Genomic DNA, 22,919 nt, shown 5'->3' with positions numbered 1-22,919 from the left:
AGGAGTAACACCCACATGAAACGCACGGGAAGATGGTTGTCGCGCTTCGCCCTGGCGGCGACGGCGATAGTCGGATGCTCGGTCGCCAGCGCCGCTGACAAGCCGAACATCCTGGTGATCTTCGGCGACGACGTCGGCCAGACCAACATCAGTGCCTACGCCTTCGGCGTGGTCGGCTACAAGACGCCGAACATCGACCGCATCGCCCACGAAGGCATGATGTTCACCGACTACTACGCGGAGAACAGCTGCACCGCCGGCCGTTCCACCTTCATCACCGGCCAGTCGGCGTTGCGCACCGGCCTGTCCAAGGTCGGCATGCCTGGCGTGCCGGTGGGCCTGCAGGCGCGCGACATCACCATCGCCCAGGCGCTCAAGGCCCAGGGCTACGCCACCGGGCAGTTCGGCAAGAACCACCTGGGCGACCGCGACGAGTACCTGCCGACCAATCACGGCTTCGACGAGTTCTTCGGCAACCTGTACCACCTCAACGCCGAGGAAGAGCCCGAACGCCCGTACTGGCCGAAGGACGACGAGGCCTTCACCAAGGCCGCCACGCCGCGCGGGGTGATCCACTCCACCGCCGACGGCAAGATCGAGGACACCGGCCCGCTGAACAGCAAGCGCATGGAGACCATCGACGACGACACTACCCAGGCCGCCATCAACTTCATGGACAAGCAGGTGAAGGCCGACAAGCCGTTCTTCGTGTGGATGAACACCACGCGCATGCACGCCTTCACCCACGTGCGCGACTCGATGAAAGGGCAGAGCGGCATGCTGGGCAACGAATACGCCGACGGCATGATCGAGCACGACGGCGACGTCGGCAAACTGCTCAAGGCGGTGGATGACCTGAAGATCGCCGACAACACCATCGTCATCTACACCACCGACAACGGCCCGAACCAGTGGTCCTGGCCGGATGCGGCGACCACCCCGTTCCGCAACGAGAAGAACTCCAACTGGGAAGGCGCCTACCGGGTGCCGGCGATGATCCGCTGGCCGGGCCACATCAAGGCCGGCGAAGTCTCCACCCAGATGGTCTCCGGGCTGGACTGGTTCCCGACGCTGCTCGCCGCGGTGGGCGACACCGACATCAAGGACCGCCTGCTCAAGGGCGCCAACGTCGGCGGCAAGAACTTCAAGGTGCACCTGGACGGCTTCAACCAGCTGGACTACCTGACCGGCAAGGCCGACAAGAGTGCGCGCAACGAGTTCTACTACTTCAACGACGACGGCGAGCTGGTGGGCATGCGCTTCGGCGACTGGAAGATCGTCTGGTGCGAACAGCGCGCGCCCGGCGGCCTGCAGGTGTGGAGCGAGCCCTTCACCTGCCTGCGGGTGCCCAAGCTGTTCAACCTGCGCATGGACCCGTACGAGCGGGCGGACGTGGTCTCCGACCAGTACTACGACTGGCTGACCAAGAACGACTACCTGCTGTTCCAGGGGACGCAGAAGGCCGCGAAGTTCCTGCAGACCTTCGTCGAGTACCCGCCGAGCCAGCGCCCGGCCAGCTTCAGCATCGACCAGATCCGCGAGAACGTGGACAAGCAGATCGAAGCGAAGATGAAGCAGCAGGGCACTGCGAAGTAAGCTGTGCCGCATAGGAAGCCCGCGAGCCGGGCTTCCGGACCGATGCCTGCGACGGCTTTGCCGTCGCAGGCTTTTCCATTTTCCGACAAGGCCGTCCGATGCCCTCAGCTGCCAGCCCGTCCCCCATGCGATCCCGTCGTGCCGTTGGCGCGGAAGTCCCTTCCCGGGCCCACCTGCAGATGCTGCTCCCGGCCCTGCTGATGTTTGCCTCCGGGGGCGCGGCGCTGGTGTTCCAGGTGCTGTGGGTGAAACAGCTTTCCCTGGTGGTGGGGGTGGAGGTGTATGCCGTCACCACCGCCATCAGCGCCTTCTTCGCCGGCCTGGCCCTGGGCGGCCTGGCCTTCGGCCGCTGGGCCGACCGCCTGCGCCGGCCGGTGCGCCTGTACGCCGGCCTGGAGCTGCTGGTGGCGGCGCTCGGTGTCGCCGCCACCGTCGCCCTGGCCCACGCCGCCGGGCCCTTCGCCCGCCTGGAGGCCGGCACTGGCCTGGCGGCCTGGCTATTGCCCTTCGCCCTGGTCGGCCTGCCGGCCTTCTTCATGGGCGGCACGCTGCCGGTGCTGGTGCGGGCGCTGAAACCGGCGAACGACCAACTGGGCCGCGCCGGCGGTGGGCTGTATGCGGCCAATACCGCCGGCGCCATCGCCGGTACGCTGCTGGCGGCCTTCGTGCTGCTGCCGGCCCTGGGCGTGCTCGGCAGCGCCTGCGCCGCCGCCGGCCTCAACCTGCTGGCCGCCGCCGGCGCGCTGCTGGCCCGCCGCGAGGCCGTGGAGCCCGCCGCGTCCGCCGGGCAGCCGGTGGCGCCGCGCAGCCCCGCGGCGCGCCTGGCCATCGCCCTGTACTGCGTGGCCGGCGGCGTGGCCCTGGGCTACGAAGTGGTGTGGACGCAGTCCATCGTGCAGTTCATGAGCACCCGCGCCTTCGCCTTCGCCATGGTGCTGGCCACCTACCTCTGCGGCCTGGTGCTGGGCAGCGCGCTGTACGCCCGGCGCGCCGACCGCATCCGCGATCCCTGGGGCCTGTTCGGCCTGCTGATCGCCGCCGCCGGGCTGCTGGCCATCCTCCAGGTCGCCGGCCTCGGCCACTGGCTGGTGGGCGCGCAGACCCGCGCCGAAGCACTGGTGCTGGGGCTGGGCGGCAGCGAGCTGGCCGGCATGTGCGCGCGCTTCGCCGTGGCCGCGCTGTGCGTGGTGTTCCTGCCCACCACGCTGCTGGGCGCCGCCTTTCCCCTGGCCCTGCGCCTGGTGGTGGACAGCGCCCACGTGGGCCGCGACGTCGGCCTGGTGGTGGCGCTCAACACCCTCGGCGGCATCCTCGGGGTGATGCTCACCGGCTTCCTGCTGGTGCCCGGCCTGGGCCTGGTGCGCAGCCTGGCGCTGCTCGCGGCGCTGGCCGCGGCCGTCGGGCTGCTGGCGGTATGCCGCGGCCAGCAGGTGGGCAAGCGCATGCGCCTGGGCGTGGCGCTGGTCGCCGTCGCCACCCTGGCGGCCGGCGCGCTTACCTCGCCGCGGCACCTGGCCGAACTGCTGCCGGCCGCGCGCAACGGGCAGATCACCTTCTACGAAGAGGGCCGCGGCGGCACCGTGGCGGTGGTGGAGCAGGGCAGGGGGCAGAACCGCTTCAGCCGCCTGTACATCCAGGGCGTGTCCAACACCGGCGACGCCATGCCCTCGTTGCGCTACATGCGTCTGCAGGCGCTGCTGCCGCTGCTGGTGCACGACGGCGAACCGCGCTCGGCGCTGGTGATCGGCTTCGGCACCGGCATCACCGCTGGCGCCATGCTGCGCTACCCGGCCCTGCAGCACCCGGTGGTGGCCGAGCTGCTGCCCGAGGTGCTGGCCGCGGCGCCGCACTTCAAGGGCAACTTCGACGCCCGCCACGACCCGCGCCTGGACATCCGCCTGCGCGACGGCCGCCGCGAGCTGCTGCGCAGCGCCGAGCGCTACGACATGATCACCCTGGAACCGCCGCCGCCTTCGGCCGCCGGCGTGGTCAACCTGTACTCGCGGGACTTCTACCAGCTGGCCGCCAGCCGCCTGGAGCAGGGCGGCATCGTCGCCCAGTGGCTGCCGCTGCCGACGCAGAACGAGGAGGACAGCCGCGCGCTGGTGCGCAGCTTCATCGACGTCTTCCCCCATGCCTGGCTGTGGACCACCGAGTTCCACGAGATGCTCCTGGTGGGCTCGCTGCAGCCGCTGCGCCTGGACGTGCCGCGCATCCGCGAGCGTTTCGCGCAGCCGGCGGTGGCCGCGGCCCTGGGCGAGGTGGGCGTGGACTCGCCCGAGGCGCTGCTGGCCACCTGGGTGACCGACCGCGCGGGGCTGGAAAGCTTCGCCGGCGACGCGCAGCCGGTCACCGACGACCAGCCGCGCATCGAGTACGCGCCCTGGGTGCGCGCCAGGGAGATCACCCGCGTGCTGCCGGCGCTGCTGGCGCTGCGCCGTGCACCGCCGCTGGAGGGCGCCGAGCCGTCCTTCCGCGCCGCGGTGGACGAGCACTGGGCGCGCCTGCGGCGCTTCTACGACCTGAGCCTGCACGCCTACCGCGGCGACCGCCAGGCCTGGGCCCGCGACGCCCGCCAGGTGGTCCGCGACGACGGCGACAACCCCTACTACCGCTGGTTCCTGGGCGGCGAATAACGCCTCCGAGGTCGACCTTGGCGTGGGTTGTGGCACGGGTGTATCGGCGTATAACCGTGAACGGTTATACGCCCTACGCCACGGCCGAACCCGTAGGGCGTATAACGCCTCCGGCGTTATCCGCCGTTTGGCCTGGGCCCCAGGCGGCTTCGAGGCCGACCTTGGCGTGGGTTGTGACATGGGTGTATCGGCGTATAACCGCGAACGGTTATACGCCCTACGCCACGGCCGAACCCGTAGGGCGAATAACGCCTCCGGCGTTATCCGCCGTTTGGCCTGGGCCCCAGGTGCCTCCGAGGCCGACCTTGGCGTGGGACGTGGCCGGGGTGTATCTACGCGCGCGGCGCCAGCAACTGGCGGCGGCGCGCGCCGGGGGTGAGGTCGAACCAGCGCCGGCAGGCGCGGTTGAACACCGCCTGTTCGCTGTAGCCGAGCATGTTGGCGATCTGCGCCAGGGGGATGTCCCGCGCCGCCAGGTAGGTTTCCGCGCGCTCGCGGCGGACGCTGTCGACCACCTCGTCGAAGGTCAGCCCCAGTTCACCCAGGCGGCGCTGCAGGGTGCGCTCGTGCAGGCCCATCTGCTCGGCCACCAGCGGCAGGCGGCAGCGCTGGGTGGGCAGCATGCGCGTGACCCAGCGCCGCACCAGCTCGCCCAGGTCGGCGCCTTCCTGTTCGAACTGGCTGAGGTACTGCACCAGGGTGCGGTGCAGCGCCGGGTCCTGCTGCTCGATGCGCTGGTCGAGCTGGGCGCGGGTCAGCAGCATGGCGTAGCCGGCCTGGCCGCTGCGCACCTCGGTATGGAAATAGCGCCGGTAGCGCAGCAGCGGCACCGGGCTTGCGCCGTGCAGCTCCACTGCCTGGGCCTTGAAGCCGGGGCCGCAGAGCAGCTTCATGGTGTTGTGTGCCACGCCCATGGCCAGCTCGGCCATCTGCCGCTGCTGCGTCACCCCGGGGATGCGCAGGGCGATGCACAGGCGCGGGGCCTGGCCGGGCGCTTGGTCGAGTTCCAGCTGGATGCCCGGGCTGTGGTAGCCGATGAACCGCACCACGTCGCCCAGGGCGTGGGCCACGGTCACCGAGTGGCGGGCGATGGCGGCGATGGGGCCGAGCACGTGCAGGTTCTGGTGCTCGGCCATGCGCAGGCCGAAGTCCGGGCAGCCCAGTTCGGCGGCGGCGTATTCCAGCAGCCCCACCAGCGAGCGGAAGGGCACCCGGGCGTCCTCGTCGTCGAGCAACTGCGGCTTGATGCGGAAGCGCCGCAGGTACGCGGCCGGGTCCTGGCCGTGCTGGGCGACCAGCTCGCGGAAGCCGGTGAAGGAGGTGGTGCGGATGAAGGGTTCCATGTCGTGAAGAATCAATTATCTGTCATCAAAGATCAATCAATCGGACGACGGCCAGCGAAGAATCCGAGGCGTTCCCTTCCCACTCACCGGAGCACCTCATGGAATTCGACTACATCATCGTTGGCGCCGGCTCGTCCGGTTGCGTCCTGGCCAACCGCCTGAGCGCCGACCCCGGCGTTTCCGTGTGCCTGCTCGAGGCGGGGCCGGAGGACCGTTCGCCGCTGGTGCACGCGCCGGCCGGCATCGCCGCCATCCTGCCCACGCACCACGTCAACTGGGCCTTCGATACCGTGCCCCAGGCCGGCCTGGGCGGGCGCGTCGGCTACCAGCCGCGGGGCAAGGTGCTCGGCGGCAGCAGCTCGATCAACGGCATGATCTACATCCGCGGCCACCACAGCGACTTCGACGACTGGGCAGCCCTGGGCAACCCCGGCTGGTCCTTCGCCGAGGTGCTGCCGTACTTCCGCAAGAGCGAGCGCCACCACGGCGGCGGCTGCGAGTACCACGGCGGCCAGGGCGAGCTGTACGTCGGCCAGGTGAACGCCCATGTGGCCTCCCATGCCTTCATCGAGGCCGGGCTGCACGCCGGCCATCGCTACAACGAGGATTTCAACGGCGCCGAGCAGGAAGGCGTGGGCCACTACGAGGTGACCATCCGCGACGGCCGCCGCTGGAGCGCCGCCACCGCCTTCCTCAAGCCGATCCGCCAGGCGCGCGGCAACCTCACGGTGCTGACCGGCGCCCGCGCCGAGCGCATCCTGCTGCAGGGCAAGCAGGCCTGCGGCGTGCGGGTGACGCACAAGGGCCAGCACCTGGAGCTGAAGGCGCGCCGCGAGGTGTTGCTCAGCGCCGGGGTGTTCGGCAGCCCGCAGTTGCTGCTGCTCTCGGGCATCGGCCCGGAGGCCGAGTTGAAGCCCCATGGCATCCGCGTGCAGCACGAGCTGCCGGGGGTGGGGCAGAACCTGCGCGACCACCCGGACGTGGTGCTCTGCTACCGCAGCCACGACACCTCGCTGCCCGGCTACTCGGTGCGCGGCGGTGCGCGCATGAGCGCGGCCCTGGCGCAGTACCTGGCCAGCCACAGCGGCCCGCTGGCGAGCAACTTCGCCGAGGCCGGCGCCTTCCTGCGCACCGGCCCCGAGCAGAGCCGCCCGGACGTGCAGCTGCATTCGGTGGTGAGCCTGCTGGACAACCACAACCGCACCCTGCACTGGGGCCACGGCTTCAGTTGCCACGTCTGCGTGCTGCGGCCCAAGAGCGCCGGCAGCCTGGGCCTGCAGTCCGCCGACCCGGCCGCGGCGCCGCGCATCGACCCGAACATCCTCGGCCACGACGACGACGTGCAGACGCTGCTCAAGGGCTACCGCATGGCGCGGGAAATCTGCGAGCAGCGGCCCATGGCGCGCTTCGGCCTGAAGGACCTGTACAGCGCCGGCCTGCACAGCGACGAGCAACTGGTGGAGGTGCTGCGCCGCCGCACCGACACCATCTACCACCCGGTGGGCACCTGCCGCATGGGCCCCGACGAGGACGCTGTGGTGGACAGCCGCCTGAAGGTCCGTGGCATCGAGGGCCTGCGCGTGGTCGACGCGTCGATCATGCCGACCCTGGTGGGCGGCAACACCAACGCCGCGGCGATCATGATCGCCGAGCGCGCGGCGGGGTGGATCGGCGGGGCCTGAGGCGGGCCGGCTGTCGCGCAAAGAGCAGGGTGCGGCGGCCGCGCCGCCATCTTCGGCTAGGCTTGCCAGGCATGGTCGGGCGCGCCGTCATTCGCGCGGCGCCCCGGCCCCGCTTCCCACTGCCCAGAGCCCCGCATGCCCCAGGCCCGCGACCTGATCATCTGCGAATACTGCGACGCCGTGTATGAGCGCGCGCCGCTGCAACGCCACCAGCGCGCATTGTGCGTGCGTTGTGGCGGCGTGCTGCAGCGGCACACCGCGCTGACGGTGCAGCAGCGCCTGGCGCTGAGCCTGACCGGCGCCGTGCTGCTGGCCTTCGCCAACGCCTACCCGGTGATGACCATCAGCATGAAGGGCCTGAGCAACTCGGCGACGCTCTGGGACTCGGTGCTGGTCCTCAGCAGCGGCAGCATCACCTTCATCGCCCTGGTGGTGGCCCTGGCCATCATCATCGCCCCGGTGCTGCAGGTGACGCTGCTCACCTGGGTGCTGGGCTTCGCGCTGGGCCGCCGCCGCGCGCCGGCCTTCGCCCTGTGCATGCGCGCCCTGGAGGGGCTGCGGCCGTGGAGCATGCTGGAGGTGTGCCTGCTCGGCGCCATGGTGGCGGTGATCAAGCTGGCCGGGCTGCTGGAGGTGATCCCCGGCATCGGCCTGGTGGCCCTGGCGGCGCTGAGCGTGCTGCTGATCGCCATCGCCGGGCGCGACATCCGCGACCTCTGGGAGCAGGTATGAGCACGCCGCCGCTGGCCCCGCAGCTGAACCTGTGCCTGTGCCACGGTTGCGGCCATACCTGCGACCTGGGCCGCAACGCCCATGAGTGCGAACGCTGCGGCGCGCCGCTGCACGCGCGCAAGGCCGACGCCATCAACCGCGGCTGGGCCTTCCTGGTGGCGGCGCTGGTGTTCTACGTGCCGGCCAACCTGTTGCCGGTGATGCGCACCGAAATGCTCGGCCAGGGCGTGGACAGCACCATCGGCGGCGGCGTGCTGGAGTTCTGGGAGGCGGGCGCCTGGGACATCGCGCTGATCATCTTCATCGCCAGCATCGGCGTGCCGGCGATCAAGTTCGGTTCCCTCGGCCTGCTGCTGTTCACCGCCCAGCGCCGCAGCGCCTGGGCGCGCCGGCAGCGCTCGCAGCTGTACCGCTTCGTCGAGCTGATCGGCTACTGGTCGATGCTCGACGTGATGGTGGTGGCGCTGGTGGCGGCGCTGGTGCAGATGCGCGGGCTGGGCACCATCGAGCCGCGCCCGGGCATCCTCTTCTTCGGCCTGGTGGTGGTACTCACCATGCTTTCGGCGATGAGTTTCGACCCTCGCCTGATCTGGGACGACGATCCGCACAAGGGAGACCGAATCGATGGCGCAGGACACACATGACCCGGCGCCGCCGGGGCGGGCCGAGGTGCGCACGCGGCGCTGGAACCTGTCGCTGGTCTGGATAGTGCCGATCATCGCGCTGCTGGTCGGCGCCTCGCTGGTGGTGCGCAACTGGATGCAGCAGGGGCCGGTGATTTCCATTTCCTTCGCCACCGGCGAGGGGCTGGAGGCGCACAAGACCCAGGTGAAGTACCGCAGCGTGGTGATAGGCGAAGTGACCTCGGTGGAACTGGCCAGGGACCGCAAGGGCGTCGTCACCAAGGTGCAGTTGTCCAAGGACGCCGAGCCCTTCGCCAGCCGCGGCGCCAAGTTCTGGGTGGTGCGGCCGCGCATCGGCGCCGGCGGCGTGTCCGGGGTGGACACCCTGCTGTCGGGGGCCTTCATCGGTGCCGACGCCGGCGAGGCCAGCGCCCCGGAGAAGAACTTCACCGGCCTGGAGTCGCCGCCGCCGATCACCTATGGCGAGAAGGGCAAGCGCTTCATGCTCGGCGCCGACGACCTGGGCTCGCTGGATATCGGCTCGTCGATCTACTACCGGCGCATCCCGGTGGGGCAGGTGGTGTCCTATGCCTTGCGCCAGGACGGCAAGGGCGTGGACATCGGCGTGTTCGTCAATGCGCCCTACGACGCCTTCGTCACCCAGGACACGCGCTTCTGGAACGCCAGCGGGGTGGACCTGTCGGTGGACGCCAACGGCTTGAAGGTCAACACCGAGTCGCTGTCCTCGCTGCTGGTCGGCGGCCTGGCCTTCGGCACCCCGGACTTCGCCGCAGACGCCAAGCCGGCGGCGGACGAGCAACGCTTCCAGCTGTTCGCCGACCGCGACACGGCGCTGGCCCCGCCCACCGGCAAGCCGCTGTACCTGAGCCTGCGCTTCGACCAGTCGATGCGCGGCCTGTCGGTGGGCGCGCCGGTGGAGTTCATGGGCGTGCCCTTCGGCAAGGTCACCTCGGTGAAGCTGGACTACGACGAGGTGAAGCAGAGCTTCCCGGTGATGGTCGACGCGGTGGTCTACCCGCAGCGCCTGGGACCGGTGCACCAGAAGATGCTGCAGGCCTTCCACCATTCGCCGGAGGACGAGGCGGGCACCCGCCAGCTGCTCGCCAGCTTCGTCGAGCACGGCCTGCGCGCCCAGGCCCGCAGCGGCAACCTGATCACCGGGCAGATGTACATCTCCCTGGACTTCTACCCCGACGCGAAGAAGGTGGCCTTCGACACCAGCGCCCAGCCGTTCGCCATCCCCACCGTGCCCGGCAGCCTGGACAAGCTGCAGGAGCAGTTGCAGGAAATGGTGGAGCGCATCCGCAAGCTGCCGCTGGAGCGCATCGCCAACAACCTGGACGGCAACCTGCGCGAGCTGCAGAACAGCCTGAAGCAGTTCAACGGCCAGACCCTGCCCGGTGTGAAGGGCACCCTCGACGAGGTGCGCAAGACGCTGCAGACGGCCAACGCCGCGCTGGCGGAGGACTCGCCGCAGCGCCAGAAGCTGGGCGACACACTGGAGGAACTGGACCGCATGTCGCGCTCGCTGCGCGACCTCTCGGACTACCTCGGCCGGCACCCCGAATCGCTGATCCGCGGGCGCCCGAAGGCCGCGGGCGTCAACGACCTGCAGCCCTGACAGGGCAATGCCAAAGGAGTGAACGAGATGCCCAAGCTGCCGAAGCTGCTCATGGCCGGGCTGCTGCCGTTGTTCTGGGGCTGCAGCAGCGCGCCCATCCACTACCACACGCTGGTGCCCGCGCAGCCGGGGCAGGGCGCGGCGAGCGGGGTGCGCGTGGAACGCGTGAGCCTGCCGCCGCAGGTGGACCGCTCGCAGATCGTGGTGCGCCAGGGCGGCAGCGGCCTGGCCATCCTGGAAACCGAATGGTGGGGCGCCAACCTGGTGGACGAGTTCCAGAATGCCCTGCAGGACCAGCTCGGCGGCCCGCCCGGCGCCGCGCCCAGGGCGGTGCTGCGGGTGGAGGTGCAGCGCTTCGACTCGGTGCCGGGGCGCTACGCGCTGCTGGACGCCACCTGGCGCCTGAAGCGCGCGGGCGGCCAGGGCGAGCTGAGCTGCCACACCACGGTGCAGACGCCGGCGCAGAACAGCGTGGAAAGCCTGGTCAGCGCGCACCAGGCCAACCTGCGCCAGCTGGCCACAGCCATCGCCCAGGCCTCGGCCGGCCAGGGGCGTTGCCCGGTGCCGTAGGGTTCATCCGCGATAGCGGTGCCCGGGATCGGCAGATCGCGGACGGAGTCCGCTCCTACGGGGGAATGCGATGCCTCACGGGTATCCGCCATTGCCCGAGCACCGGCGTTCCGGCCGGCGGCGGATAACCGCGAACGGTTATACGCCCTACGCGTCCGCGCCTCCCAGCCCGTAGGGCGCATAACGCCTACGGCGTTATCCGCCATTGCCCGGGCACCGGCGTTCCGGCCGGCGGCGGATAACCGCGAACGGTTATGCGCCCTACGCATCCGCGCCTCCCAGCCCGTAGGGCGCATAACGCCTACGGCGTTATCCGCCATTGCCCGGGGCACCGGTGTGTCGGCCGGCGGCGGATAACCGCGAACGGTTATACGCCCTACGCGTCCGTGCCACCCGGCAACCTGTAGGAGCGGACTCTGTCCGCGATTTCGCGCGCAGGGCGCGCTCCTGCATGGGGGCGTCAGTGGAAGGGATAGATGTAGTTCAACCAGGACGCCATGCGCAGCAGGATCTTGCGCATCACCGCCAACTCGTGGGCGTGCTCGCTGTACACCGCGGCCTGGCCGAAGGCGCCGCCGGGCAGGGTGGCGCGGTATTGCTCGAAGGCCGGGTCGGTGATGTCGAGGAGCACCGGCACGCGGCCCGGCGGCGGCGAGCCGCTGAAGCTGATCAGGTTGCCGCCGGGCTGGATCTGGCCTTCGCCGATCACCGGCAGCACGCGCCGCACCTTGGCCTGGAACACCTGGCCGGGCAGGCCGTCGAAGGCGATCTCGGCGGCGTCGCCGGCGTTCAGGCGCAGCTGGCTGTTCTGCCGCATCCAGGCCACGTAGAAGTAGTCCTCGTTGGGGATGAAGACCATCGACGGCCGGGTGGCAAAGCGCGTGGCGCGCACGCCGGGGCGCAGGATCAGCTGGGACACGATGCCGTCGGCCGGGGCGTGCACCGTGGTGCTTTCCAGGTCGTAGCGGGCGCCGATCAGCTGCGCCTCGATGGCGTTGACCTGGGCGGTGGCCTGGTCGAGGTCGCGGCGGTTGCCGACATTGCGCTGCACCAGGGTGGAAGCGCGATAGAGGTCGGCCTTGGCCGACACCAACTGGGCCTCCAGCGCCTTCACCTTGCTCTCGAAGGGCGTCGGGTCCAGGCGGAACAGCACGTCGCCTTTCTTCACCGCGCGGTCGCGCTCCACCGGCACCTCGATCACCTGGCCGCTGACGTTGGGCGAGATGGGCGTGCTGATGAAGTAGCTGCGGGCCACCTCGGAGTAGGGGTGGTTGTAGTTCATGAAGAACACCAGGCAGCCCACCAGGACCACGCCGCCGAGGGCGGCGGTGGGCACGGTCCACTTGTTCCTGGGAATGCGGAACAGCTTGAAGACGGCGACGCAGAGGGCGGCGTAGGTCAGCAGGAGCAACGTTTCCATCTCAGTGGCTCCCTTCGTCGTGCGGCGCGTGGGGCGCGGCGAGGGTGCGCTTGAGTTCCACCAGCTCGGCCTTCAGCTCGGCCAGCTCGCGCTCGGTGGCCGGCGCGTTCGGGTTGCCCATGCCCCAGCCGCGGTCCTCGCGGTAGAGCGTCGCCCAGATCCACAGCAGCGGCCAGATGACGTGCAGGGTGAACAGGCTCACCCAGCCGGCCACGTGGATGGAGTCCTGGTGCGGGTGGTTGCGTTCCTTGGCGATCTCGTAGGGGATGTCGTGGAGGGCGATGATGCCGTAGAAGAGAATCAGGGCGACGGCGATGAGGATTCCTAGGGCCACGTAGTTCAGCATGGGCGTTCTGTTCCTTGAGCGGGGCCGGCGGGGGCGCTGCCTTTGAATCTAGTTTCGATTCGCGCTGGCGCAAAGCCGGGCCGGCGATGGGCGGGCGGGAGCGGGATGCTCATTTGGCGACAGCGGCCATGGGCGAAGGGCTGCCCGGCGGGCGGGGAGGGCCCGCGCCATGCGCCTTGCCCGCCGCGGCGACACTGTAGCAACGCCGTGCCTCGAATTATTACGAGATGCCGATGAGCTACCCTTGCAGGCGAACGCAGGTTCAGGGCGCCGCCGGCGCCTTCGCTTCACAAGGAGAAACCGTCCCCGATGTCCGACCCTTCCAAACCAAGGAGCACGCTCAACCCCCCGGTCTTCTACAGCAGCGCACTGCTCATCGTGCTGCTGGTGTTCTACGCGGTGGCCTTCCAGGACCAGGCGCAGGCCCGGTTCGACCGCATCCAGCAATGGATCGTCGGCAACGCCAGCTGGTTCTACATCCTGGCGGTGGCGCTGGTGCTCATCAGCGTGGTGTTCCTGGCCATCAGCCGCTACGGTGACATCAAGCTGGGGCCCGACCACAGCGAGCCCGAGTACCGCAACAGCAGCTGGTTCGCCATGCTGTTCTCCGCCGGCATGGGCATCGGCCTGATGTTCTTCGGCGTCGCCGAGCCGGTCATGCACTTCACCACGCCGCCGGTGGGCGAGGCGGGCACCGTGGCCGCCGCGCGCGAGGCGATGAAGATCACCTTCTTCCACTGGGGCCTGCACGCCTGGGCGATCTACGCCATCGTCGGGCTGATCCTTGCCTACTTCAGCTTCCGCAAGGGCCTGCCGCTGACGCTGCGCTCGGCGCTCTACCCGCTGATCGGCGAACGCATCCACGGCCCCATCGGCCATGCCGTGGACGTGTTCGCCATCCTCGGCACCGTGTTCGGCGTGGCCACTTCCCTGGGCTACGGCGTGCTGCAGATCAACAGCGGCTTCCACCACGTGTTCGGCCTGCCGGTGAACGCCACCGTGCAGGTCATCCTGATCGCCGCCACCTGCGCCCTGGCGACCCTCTCGGTGGCCAGCGGCCTGGACCGCGGCATCCGCATCCTCTCCGAGCTGAACCTGGGCCTGGCGGTGCTGCTGATGCTCTTCGTGCTGCTGCTGGGGCCCACGGTCTTCCTGCTGCAGGCCTACGTGCAGAACACCGGCGCCTACCTCTCGGAGATCGTCAACAAGACCTTCAACCTCTACGCCTACCAGCCCACCGACTGGATCGGCGGCTGGACCTTGCTGTACTGGGGCTGGTGGTTGTCCTGGTCGCCCTTCGTCGGCCTGTTCATCGCGCGCATCTCCCGCGGGCGGACCATCCGCCAGTTCGTCTGCGGCGTGCTCTTCGTGCCGGCCGGCTTCACCCTGCTGTGGATGACGGTGTTCGGCGACTCGGCGCTGCACATGATCCTCAACGAAGGGGTGACCGACCTGGCGACGGTGGTCGGCCAGGACAGCTCCCTGGCGCTGTTCGCCTTCCTCGAGCACTTCCCGTTGTCCCGGGTGGTGTCGCTGGTGGCGGTGCTGATGGTGGTGGTGTTCTTCGTCACCTCCGCCGACTCCGGCGCGCTGGTGGTGGACATGCTGGCCTCGTCCGGGCACGACCACTCGCCGCTGTGGCAGCGCATCTTCTGGTCGGTGAGCATCGGCGTGGTGGCGGTGGCGCTGCTGCTGGCCAACGGCCTGAAGGCACTGCAGACGGCGACCATCGCCAGTGCGCTGCCGTTCGCCATCATCCTCCTGGCGTCGATCTGGGGCCTGTTCAAGGCGCTGCACCTGGACGCCACCCGCCGCGGCCTGCGCCACCAGGCGCTGCCCTCGCCACGCCATGCGCCCCACGCGCAGGGCGGCTGGCAGCGGCGCCTGCGCAACATCGCCATGCGCCCGCGGCGGGCCCACGTGGCGCGCTTCATCGCCGAGGTGGTGCGCCCGGCCTGCGAGCAGGTGGCCGGCGAGCTGCGCAAGCAAGGCTACGAGGTGGCGGTTGAGGAGCGCGACGACGGCCGCGTGAGCCTGGCGCTGGACCACGCCGGCGAAGGCCGCTTCCTCTACGAGGTGCGCCCACGGGCCTTCGCCCAGCCCAGCTTCGTGGTGCAGGACAGCGACGAGGGCAACGACGCCCGCAAGTACTTCCGCGCCGAGGTGCACCTGCGCGAGGGCGGCCAGGACTACGACATCATGGGCTGGAGCCGCGAGGATGTGATCGGCGACATCCTCGACCAGTACGAACGCCACCTGCACTACCTGCACCTGGTGCGCTGAAGCCCCCGCTGCGAGCGGCCCCCAGGCCGCTCGCGAGGCGCTCAGCGCAGGTCGAGGCGGCGCGCCAGCTTGCGCAGGTTGCTCGGGTCCATCTTCAGCGCACGGGCGGCGGCGGCCCACTTGCCGTCGTGGCGTTGCAGGGCGCGCTGCAGCAGGTGGCGCTGGAAGTCGTCGACCGCCTCTTGCAACGAATGAGCGTCCTCGGCCGCGGGGGCGCTGGCCGCTCTGGCGTCATCGGCCGCCGGCAGGTCCAGGCCGAGCCCCGCCGCGTCTATGCTCAGCAGCTCGCGGCGGGAGCCGGCCAGGCTCAGTGTCTTGAGCGCCGCGCGGCTGATGAGGTGTTCCAGTTCGCGCACGTTCCCCGGCCAGGCGTAGTCCAGCAGGGCCTGCTCGGCGTCCGGCGCCAGGCGCAGGCAGCGCAGGCCCAGGCGGGTGCGGTTGAGTTCGAGGAAATGCCCGGCCAGCACCAGCACGTCCTGGCCGCGCTCGCGCAGCGGCGGGATGTGCACCGGGTACACCGACAGCCGGTGGTAGAGGTCGGCGCGGAAGCGCCCGCCGCGCACTTCGTCGGCCAGGTGGCGGTTGGTGGCGGCGATGATGCGCACGTCGACGTGCCGGGGCCGGTCCGCCCCCAGGCGCTGGATCTCGCCGCCCTGCAGGGCGCGCAGCAGCTTGGCCTGGATCGACAGCGGCAGCTCGCCGATCTCGTCGAGGAACAGCGTGCCGCCATTGGCCGCCTCGAAGCGGCCCTGGCGGTCCCGGGCGGCGCCGGAGAAGGCGCCGCGCACGTGGCCGAACAGCTCGCTTTCGGCGAGGGTTTCCGGCAGCGCCGCGCAGTTCACGTACACCAGCGGCTTGCGCGAGCGTGGCGAGCTGGCGTGCAGGGCGCGGGCGAACAGTTCCTTGCCGACGCCGGTCTCGCCCTGCAGCAGCACCGGCAGCTCGGAGTCGGCGACTATCTTCAGCTCGTCCAGCAGCCGGTGCAGCACCGGGCTTTCGCCGAGGATGCCGGCGCCGGGCTCCAGGGCGGGCTCGGCCAGGGCGCTGCGGGTCAGGCGCAGGCGGCGCACTTCGCTTTCCAGGCGGCCGACGCGCACGGCGGCCTCGATCAGCGGCGCGCAGTGCTCCAGGCGCCGGACCAGGACCGGCGAGAAGCTGCCGGGGCGGAGGGCGTCCAGGGTCAGCACGCCCCAGGGGCGGCCCTCCAGGTAGAGGCTCATGCCCATGCAGTCGTGCACCGGCAGGGGCTTGTCGGGGCTGTCCTGGAGCAGGCCGTCGTAAGGGTCGGGCAGCTCGCTGTCGGCGCTGAACTGCAGCGGCTCGCGCCGTTCGAGGATGCGCGCCAGGCGTGGGTGGCTGGCCACGGCGAAGCGCCGGCCGAGCACTTCGCGGTCCAGGCCCACGGCGGCCTGGGGCTGCAGGCTGTCGCCGTCCAGCTGCAGCAGCACCACGGCGCTGCAGGCGAACTCGTCGCGCAGCGCCGCCACCAGCCGTTGCAGGCGCACGGCGATGGGCAGGTCGTCGGCCAGGTCCGCCAGGAGGGTATCCAGTAGTGGGGTATTTTTTACCTTTTCGAGGTCATTAAAACCCTTTCCGGGCGAAGTCATTTTGACTCGTGAATTTCGCAAGTTATTGATCCTGAGCGGTTTATGAGATGGCACAGCGCTTGCGATAGCGCAAGCAGTGCCTGACCAAGGAGCCATCCCATGCACGTCCCGCTCAGCAACATCCCAGGCCATCGCGCCTACGTCAAATCCTCCGGCGCCCAGCGCTGCCCGGTCCGTCCCGCCACCTGCCCGGTCGCCGGCGAGGAGAGCCACCATGGGTGAATACCGCAAGCTCTGGTGGGCGCTGATCGCCGTACTCGGCGTCACCTTCTGCATCCTCGGCTGGTTCGGCCGCGAGGTCTACCGCCAGGCCCCGCCGATTCCCGAGCAGGTGCGCAGCGAGACCGGCGAGACGCTGTTCGGCGGCAACGACATCCTCGACGGCCAGACCGCCTGGCAGAGCGTGGGCGGCATGCAGCTCGGCTCCATCTGGGGCCATGGCGCCTACCAGGCTCCGGACTGGACCGCGGACTGGCTGCACCGCGAGCTGAGCGCCTGGCTCGACATCGGCGCCCACCAGCAGTACGGCAAGGCCTTCGCCGAACTGGACGGCGACCAGCAGGCCGTGCTGCTCGCGCAGCTGAAGCGCGAGTACCGCGGCAACCGCGCCGAGAATGGCGTGCTGACCCTGAGCGCCCGCCGCGTCGAGGCCATCCGCCACACCGCCGACTACTACATCGCGCTGTTCGGCGACGACCCGGCGCTGCAGCACAGCCGCAAGAGCTTCGCCATGAAGGAGGGCACCCTGCCGGACCTCGAACGGCGCCAGGAGCTGACGCACTTCTTCTTCTGGACCGCCTGGGCCGCCGCCACCGAGCGCCCCGGCTCGGCGGCCACCTACACCAACAACTGGCCCCACGAGCCGCTGATCGGCAACCAGCCGACCGCCGAGAACGTCATGTGGTCCATCGTCAGCGTGGTGCTGCTGATCGCCGGCGTCGGCTTCCTGGTCTGGGCCTGGGCCTTCCTGCGCGGGCATGACGAGGAAGAGCCCGAGCCGCCGCTGCAGGACCCGCTCAGCCTGGTGGCGCTCACCCCGTCGCAGCGGGCGCTGGGCAAGTACCTGCTGCTGGTGGTCGGGTTGTTCGGCTTCCAGGTGCTGTTGGGCGGCGCCACCGCGCACTACACGGTGGAAGGGCAGGACTTCTACGGCATCCCGCTGTCGCAGTGGTTCCCCTATTCGCTGCTGCGCACCTGGCACATCCAGAGCGCGCTGTTCTGGATCGCCACGGGCTTCCTCGCCGCGGGGCTGTTCCTGGCGCCAATCATCAACGGCGGCAAGGACCCGAAATACCAGAAGCTCGGCGTCGACGTGCTGTTCTGGGCGCTGGTCGTGGTGGTGGCCGGCTCGTTCATCGGCAACTACCTGGCCATCGCCCAGCTGATGCCGCCGGAGTGGAACTTCTGGCTGGGCCACCAGGGCTACGAGTACGTCGACCTGGGGCGCCTGTGGCAGATCGGCAAATTCCTCGGCATCGCCTTCTGGCTGCTGCTGATGCTGCGCGGCATCCTGCCGGCCTTCGGCAAGCCGGGTGACAAGAACCTGCTGGCGCTGCTGTCGGCCTCGGTGATCGCCATCGGCCTGTTCTACGGCGCGGGCCTGGCCTACGGCGAGCGCACCAACCTGTCGGTGATGGAGTACTGGCGCTGGTGGGTGGTGCACCTGTGGGTGGAGGGCTTCTTCGAGGTCTTCGCCACCACCGCGCTGGCCTTCATCTTCTCCAACATGGGCCTGGTGTCCGGCCGCGCCGCCACCACCGCCAGCCTGGCCTCGGCCTCGCTGTTCATGCTCGGCGGCGTGCCCGGCACCTTCCACCACCTGTACTTCGCCGGCACCACCACGCCGGTGATGGCGGTGGGCGCCACCTTCAGCGCCCTGGAAGTGGTGCCGCTGGTGGTGCTGGGCTACGAGGCCTGGGAGAACTGGCGCCTGAAGAACCGCGCGGCCTGGATGCAGCGGGTGAAATGGCCGCTGGCCTGCTTCGTCGCCGTGGCCTTCTGGAACATGCTCGGCGCCGGCGTCTTCGGCTTCATGATCAACCCGCCGGTGGCGCTGTACTACATCCAGGGCCTGAACACCACGCCGACCCACGCCCACGCCGCGCTGTTCGGTGTCTACGGCTTCCTCGCCCTGGGCTTCACCCTGCTGGTGCTGCGCTACATCCGCCCGCAGCTGCACTTCAACGAGCGGCTGATGAAGACCGCCTTCTGGTGCCTCAACGGCGGCCTGGTGCTGATGCTCGCCACCAGCCTGCTGCCCATCGGCATCATCCAGTTCCACGCCAGTGCCAGCGTCGGCCTGTGGTACGCGCGCAGCGAGGAGTTCATGCAGCAACCGCTGCTGCAGACCCTGCGCTGGGTGCGCACCTTCGGCGACCTGGTGTTCATCGTCGGGGCGCTGTCGATGGCCTGGCAGGTGGTGACCGGCGTGCTTTCACCCCGTGGCAGGACCGTGGATATCTACGCGGAAGGAGGTGTGCAGGAACAGGTCTGACGATTCGATAGGAACAAGCGTTGGTAACGCACGCGGCCTGCCAGGGAGGTGGGGCGCGTGCGTTTTTGCATGTGTCCGTCGGCCCTGCAAAGGCTGGCCTCAGAAGCCCTCGGCTGCGCGCCCCGCCCTGAAGGGAGAGGGGGCTAGTCCGTGCCGAGAGAGGATTTAATATCAGCCGGCAATTCTGGAGCTGCCGGCTGACTCTGGAAAACCCAATCGCTCCGAACGGTCCCCTCTCCCTTCAGGGAGAGGGTTAGGGAGAGGGGCTCTTGTTCGCTAGCAAGCTCGCGCAGGATCGTAGGGCGGATAACCGTTCGCGGTTATCCGCCGTCTGACCTTGCCCGAATCCCCCTCGGAGATGAACTGGAAAACGCCAACGCATCATGCGCCATGAAAAAAAGGGCCCACCTCACGGAACAACGAGGTGGGCCCCGGAAAGTGCCAGACAGGCACAAGGGAGGGATCCGTCCCTGGATCGGGGTAAATCAGGCCCGCAGGCGGCACTCGCGGCGCGGGTCGAACAGCCGTTCGCAGTGCTGGCCGGTGGCGGCGCTCATTCGTGCGGCGGCCTCGGGGTCGTCGGCGAAGGGCAGCAGCGCCGCCTGTTGCAGGTCGTGGCGGCTGGCGCGGCGCAGGTGCAGGTAGAGGGCGATGGCCAGGGCCAGCAGCGTGGCCAGGGCGAGCAGCAGTTGCATGGCGGGGCTCCTCAGGCGGCGCTGGCGATGGGCATGCGGTCGATGCGCTGGCCGGCGCGCACGGTCAGCCAGGTGTTGCCGGCCATGAGGAACATGCCGCTGGCGAACAGGGCGCCGCCGAACAGGCGCACCATGTAGCCGGGGTGGCTGGCCTGCAGGGCCTCGACGAAGGAGTAGGTGAGGGTGCCGTCGGCGTTCACCGCGCGCCACATCAGGCCCTGGGTGATGCCGTTGACCCACATCGAGGCGATGTAGAGCACGGTGCCGATGGTGGCCAGCCAGAAGTGCGCATTGATCAGCCCCACGCTGTACATCCGCTCGCGGCCGTAGAGCTTGGGGATCATGTGGTACAGCGCGCCGATGGAGATCATCGCCACCCAGCCCAGGGCGCCGGCGTGCACGTGGCCGATGGTCCAGTCGGTGTAGTGGGACAGCGAGTTCACCGTCTTGATGGCCATCATCGGGCCTTCGAAGGTGGACATGCCGTAGAAGGCCAGGGACACCACCAGGAAGCGCAGGATGGGGTCGGTGCGCAGCTTATGCCAGGCGCCGGAGAGGGTCATCATGCCGTTGATCATGCCGCCCCAGGACGGCGCCAGCAGCACCAGCGACATGACCATGCCCAGGGACTGGGCCCAGTCGGGCAGGGCGGTGTAGTGCAGGTGGTGCGGGCCGGCCCAGATGTACAGGGTGATGATCGCCCAGAAGTGCACGATGGACAGGCGGTAGGAGTAGATCGGCCGCTCGGCCTGGCGCGGCACGTAGTAGTACATCATGCCGAGGAAGCCCACCGAGAGGATGAAGCCGACCACGCTGTGGCCGTACCACCACTGGATCATCGCGTCGGTGGCGCCGGAATACAGCGGGTAGGACTTCAGCAGGCTGACCGGGCGCGCCAGGTGGTTGACCACGTGGACCATGCCGGTGACCACGATGAAGGCGCCGTAGAACCAGTTGCCCACGTAGATGTGCTGCACCGTGCGGCGGGCGATGGTGCCGAAGAACAGGTAGGCGTAGGCGATCCATACCACCGTGACCCAGAGCGCGATGGGCCACTCCATCTCGGCGTATTCCTTCGAGGTGGTGATGCCCAGCGGGTAGCTCACCAGCATCGCCAGGATGCTCGCCTGCCAGCCCCAGAACACGAAGTTGGCCAAGCTGTCGGAGACCAGGCGCACCCGGCAGGTGCGCTGCACCACGTAGAAGGAGGTGGCGAACAGCGCGCTGCCGCCGAAGGCGAAGATCACCAGGTTGGTGTGGATCGGGCGGATGCGCCCGAAGCTGGTCCAGGGCAGGCCGAGGTTGAGTTCCGGCCACACCAGCTGGGCGGCGATCACCACGCCCATGCTCATGCCCAGCACGCCCCAGAACAGGGTGGTGAGGGTGAAGCGGCGGACGATCTCGTAGTTGTAGGTGTCGTTCTTGTCGAGGGCTTGCACGCTGGCCATCTTGGATTCCGTCGAAATGCGCGGTGACTGGCAGCTCCCTCCCGCTGCACGGGGAACGTGGCAGCGGGTGAGGGGCCCTGACCGGAGTGGGGGGCCAGGACCCTTGCAGGGAGCCGATACAGTCTGCGGAACGCCAGGGCATGCAACAAATTCATAATAATGAAGGCTGAATAAACTTATTTTGATATGAAGGCCAGCGGCGTAGGCCGCGCGACCCTTTGCCGCAGGCTGGCCTGGGCAAGGGGAGCGTGGCTTGCGGGGGGCGGGTCCGTTCAGCGGGGCGCCGTCCATGTATTCATTCCAGTGCACTAATCGGCCATTAAAATTCATTTAAATTCAGTTAAGACCAGGGCCTACCATTGACCTGTCGCCGCTCTGCCTTGCGGCTTCAGGAGTACCGCCATGCTTCATCCCGCGCTGAATACCCCTCTGGTCGAACTGCTGGGTTGCCGGGTACCCATCATCTGCGCCGGCATGGGCGGCGTGGCGCGCCACGAGCTGGCCGCGGCGGTGAGTAATGCCGGCGGTTTCGGCTGCCTGGGCATGGTGCGCGAGCCGGTGGCGCTGATCCGCCGCGAGGTGGCGGCCTATCGCGAGCTCAGCCACGAACCCTTCGCCGTCAACCTGATCCCCGCGGCCACCCCCGCCGAGCTGCTGGCGGCGCAGGTGGCCGCCTGCCTGGACCTGCGGGTGCCGGCGGTGGCGCTGTTCTGGGACGTGCAGGCCGAGGTCGTCCGCCGCTTCAAGGACGCCGGCGTGCTGGTGTTGCACCAGGTGGGCCACCGCGCCGATGCCGAGGCCGCGCTGCGCGCCGGCGTGGACGTGCTGATCGCCCAGGGCGTGGAGGCCGGCGGGCACGTCCGCGGCCAGGTCTCGAGCCTGGCGCTGGTGCCGGAACTGGTGGCCCTGGGCGAGGTGCCGGTGGTGGCCTGCGGCGGCATCGCCAGCGGCGCCGCGCTGGTCGCCGCCCTGGCCCTGGGCGCCCAGGGCGTCGCCTGCGGTTCGGCCTTCCTCGCCACCGATGAGTCTTACGCCCACGATTACCACAAGCGCTGCCTGGTGGAGGCCGAGGCGGAGCAGACGCTGCTCACCGAGGCCTTCTTCCGCAACTGGCCGATGCCGGCGCCGGTGCGCGTGCTGCCCAACGCCGTGACCCGCGGCGACTACGCGAACCTGCACGCCCGCCGCGAGACGCCGGTGATCGGCGAGCAGGACGGCGGCCCCATCTACCTGTTCTCCACCGACTCGCCGTTGCGCGGCGCCTATGGCCGCCTGGAGGACATGCCCATCTACGCCGGCCAGTCCTGCGCCCAGCTGCGTGACATCCGCCCGGCGGCCGAACGCCTGCTGCAACTGGTGACCGAGGCCGAGGCCTGCCTGGCCCGGCTGCAGGGCGGCGACGACGAAGCCGACCTGGTCGACTGGCTGCAGGAACTGCTGCGCGCCGAGCGCGCCGGCGCCCGGGTGATGCTCGACAGCGCCCGGCAGACCGAAGACGAGCCACTGCTGCAGCGCCTGCACGCGCTGCACCTGGGCGAGGCGGAAAGCTGCCGCCGCCTGCGCCGCAGCCTGCAGCGCCTGGGCGCCGAGCCCGACCGCGCGCTGGGCGCCTTCCATGCCAAGGCCATGGCCATCGACGATCTGGCCGAGCGCCTGCGCTTCATCGCCCGCGGCCAGCGCTGGGTGGCACGGCGCCTCGCCGAGCGCCTGCCGCGCATCCGCCAGGCCTGGCTGCGCGAGGAACTGCGCGCGGTCCTGCGCCTGCACCGCGACGACGCCTGAGCGCCGACGGATATCTAGAA

At 69.5% G+C, this 22,919-nt stretch carries 16 protein-coding genes; 10 read left to right on the top strand and 6 right to left on the bottom strand.

The window, feature by feature from the left end:
• Nucleotides 1-15 precede the first annotated feature (15 nt).
• Together VV867_RS15195 and VV867_RS15190 are read left to right on the top strand one after the other, a co-directional pair.
• The gene (locus tag VV867_RS15195; protein WP_275630079.1) at nt 16-1,596 is read left to right on the top strand and encodes an arylsulfatase; all 1,581 of its coding nucleotides are present in this window, start codon (nt 16-18) and stop codon (nt 1,594-1,596) included.
• Nucleotides 1,597-1,721: 125 nt separating this feature from the next.
• Nucleotides 1,722-4,232, top strand: a complete 2,511-nt coding sequence (locus tag VV867_RS15190) for a fused MFS/spermidine synthase (RefSeq protein WP_442965031.1) — start codon at nt 1,722-1,724, stop codon at nt 4,230-4,232.
• 332 nt (nt 4,233-4,564) lie between these two features.
• Here the strand turns inward: VV867_RS15190 and VV867_RS15185 are convergent, their stop codons facing one another.
• Nucleotides 4,565-5,575: an AraC family transcriptional regulator gene (locus VV867_RS15185; protein ID WP_109935711.1), complete on the bottom strand. Its 1,011-nt coding sequence runs from the start codon at nt 5,573-5,575 to the stop codon at nt 4,565-4,567.
• 98 nt (nt 5,576-5,673) lie between these two features.
• Between VV867_RS15185 and VV867_RS15180 the strand changes: the two genes are divergently transcribed.
• The 5 genes from VV867_RS15180 (at nt 5,674) to VV867_RS15160 (ending at nt 10,824) form a co-directional block, all read left to right on the top strand.
• Nucleotides 5,674-7,257, top strand: a complete 1,584-nt coding sequence (locus tag VV867_RS15180; protein WP_328566856.1) for a GMC family oxidoreductase — start codon at nt 5,674-5,676, stop codon at nt 7,255-7,257.
• Nucleotides 7,258-7,392: 135 nt separating this feature from the next.
• Nucleotides 7,393-7,989 (top strand): paraquat-inducible protein A, encoded by a 597-nt coding sequence (locus VV867_RS15175; RefSeq protein ID WP_328566855.1) that lies wholly within the window; start codon nt 7,393-7,395, stop codon nt 7,987-7,989.
• A complete protein-coding gene (locus tag VV867_RS15170) occupies nt 7,986-8,633 on the top strand; it encodes a paraquat-inducible protein A (RefSeq protein ID WP_109935708.1) in 648 nt (215 codons plus the stop codon). Before VV867_RS15175 ends, VV867_RS15170 begins: the two co-directional genes overlap by 4 nt.
• Nucleotides 8,614-10,254, top strand: a complete 1,641-nt coding sequence (locus tag VV867_RS15165; RefSeq protein WP_328566854.1) for a PqiB family protein — start codon at nt 8,614-8,616, stop codon at nt 10,252-10,254. Before VV867_RS15170 ends, VV867_RS15165 begins: the two co-directional genes overlap by 20 nt.
• Nucleotides 10,255-10,281: 27 nt before the next feature.
• Nucleotides 10,282-10,824, top strand: coding sequence for a PqiC family protein (locus VV867_RS15160; protein ID WP_328566853.1), 543 nt, complete (start codon nt 10,282-10,284; stop codon nt 10,822-10,824).
• A 460-nt stretch (nt 10,825-11,284) separates the two neighbouring features.
• On the opposite strand, the gene VV867_RS15155 is transcribed toward VV867_RS15160, so the two are convergent.
• Together VV867_RS15155 and VV867_RS15150 are read right to left on the bottom strand one after the other, a co-directional pair.
• The gene (locus VV867_RS15155) at nt 11,285-12,244 is read right to left on the bottom strand and encodes an HlyD family secretion protein (RefSeq protein WP_109935705.1); all 960 of its coding nucleotides are present in this window, start codon (nt 12,242-12,244) and stop codon (nt 11,285-11,287) included.
• A gap of 1 nt (nt 12,245) precedes the next feature.
• Nucleotides 12,246-12,590 carry a DUF3302 domain-containing protein gene (locus tag VV867_RS15150; protein WP_089393341.1) on the bottom strand — a complete coding sequence of 115 codons (345 nt, stop codon included), beginning with the start codon at nt 12,588-12,590 and terminating at the stop codon, nt 12,246-12,248.
• 309 nt (nt 12,591-12,899) lie between these two features.
• On the opposite strand from VV867_RS15150, the gene VV867_RS15145 reads away from it, so the two are divergent.
• Nucleotides 12,900-14,873: a BCCT family transporter gene (locus VV867_RS15145; RefSeq protein ID WP_328566852.1), complete on the top strand. Its 1,974-nt coding sequence runs from the start codon at nt 12,900-12,902 to the stop codon at nt 14,871-14,873.
• 41 nt (nt 14,874-14,914) lie between these two features.
• Here the strand turns inward: VV867_RS15145 and norR are convergent, their stop codons facing one another.
• The gene (gene norR, locus VV867_RS15140; protein ID WP_328566851.1) at nt 14,915-16,480 is read right to left on the bottom strand and encodes a nitric oxide reductase transcriptional regulator NorR; all 1,566 of its coding nucleotides are present in this window, start codon (nt 16,478-16,480) and stop codon (nt 14,915-14,917) included.
• A gap of 214 nt (nt 16,481-16,694) precedes the next feature.
• Here norR and VV867_RS15135 point away from each other — a divergent pair, with 214 nt between their 5' ends.
• The gene (locus tag VV867_RS15135; RefSeq protein ID WP_328566850.1) at nt 16,695-18,974 is read left to right on the top strand and encodes a nitric-oxide reductase large subunit; all 2,280 of its coding nucleotides are present in this window, start codon (nt 16,695-16,697) and stop codon (nt 18,972-18,974) included.
• Nucleotides 18,975-19,459: 485 nt separating this feature from the next.
• On the opposite strand, the gene VV867_RS15130 is transcribed toward VV867_RS15135, so the two are convergent.
• Nucleotides 19,460-19,669: a hypothetical protein gene (locus VV867_RS15130; protein WP_371921085.1), complete on the bottom strand. Its 210-nt coding sequence runs from the start codon at nt 19,667-19,669 to the stop codon at nt 19,460-19,462.
• Nucleotides 19,670-19,680: 11 nt separating this feature from the next.
• Entirely contained in the window at nt 19,681-21,117 is a 1,437-nt protein-coding gene (ccoN, locus tag VV867_RS15125) for a cytochrome-c oxidase, cbb3-type subunit I (protein WP_275630088.1), read from the bottom strand.
• A gap of 402 nt (nt 21,118-21,519) precedes the next feature.
• On the opposite strand from ccoN, the gene VV867_RS15120 reads away from it, so the two are divergent.
• Entirely contained in the window at nt 21,520-22,899 is a 1,380-nt protein-coding gene (locus tag VV867_RS15120; protein WP_328566849.1) for a nitronate monooxygenase, read from the top strand.
• Nucleotides 22,900-22,919: the final 20 nt, after the last annotated feature.

Origin of the sequence: Pseudomonas sp. JH-2 (assembly GCF_036231725.1) — a bacterium.
In the GTDB taxonomy this organism is placed as follows: domain Bacteria; phylum Pseudomonadota; class Gammaproteobacteria; order Pseudomonadales; family Pseudomonadaceae; genus Pseudomonas; species Pseudomonas delhiensis.
Note: the sequence above shows the minus strand (reverse complement) of the source record. Positions and strands in the feature narration are given on the sequence as shown.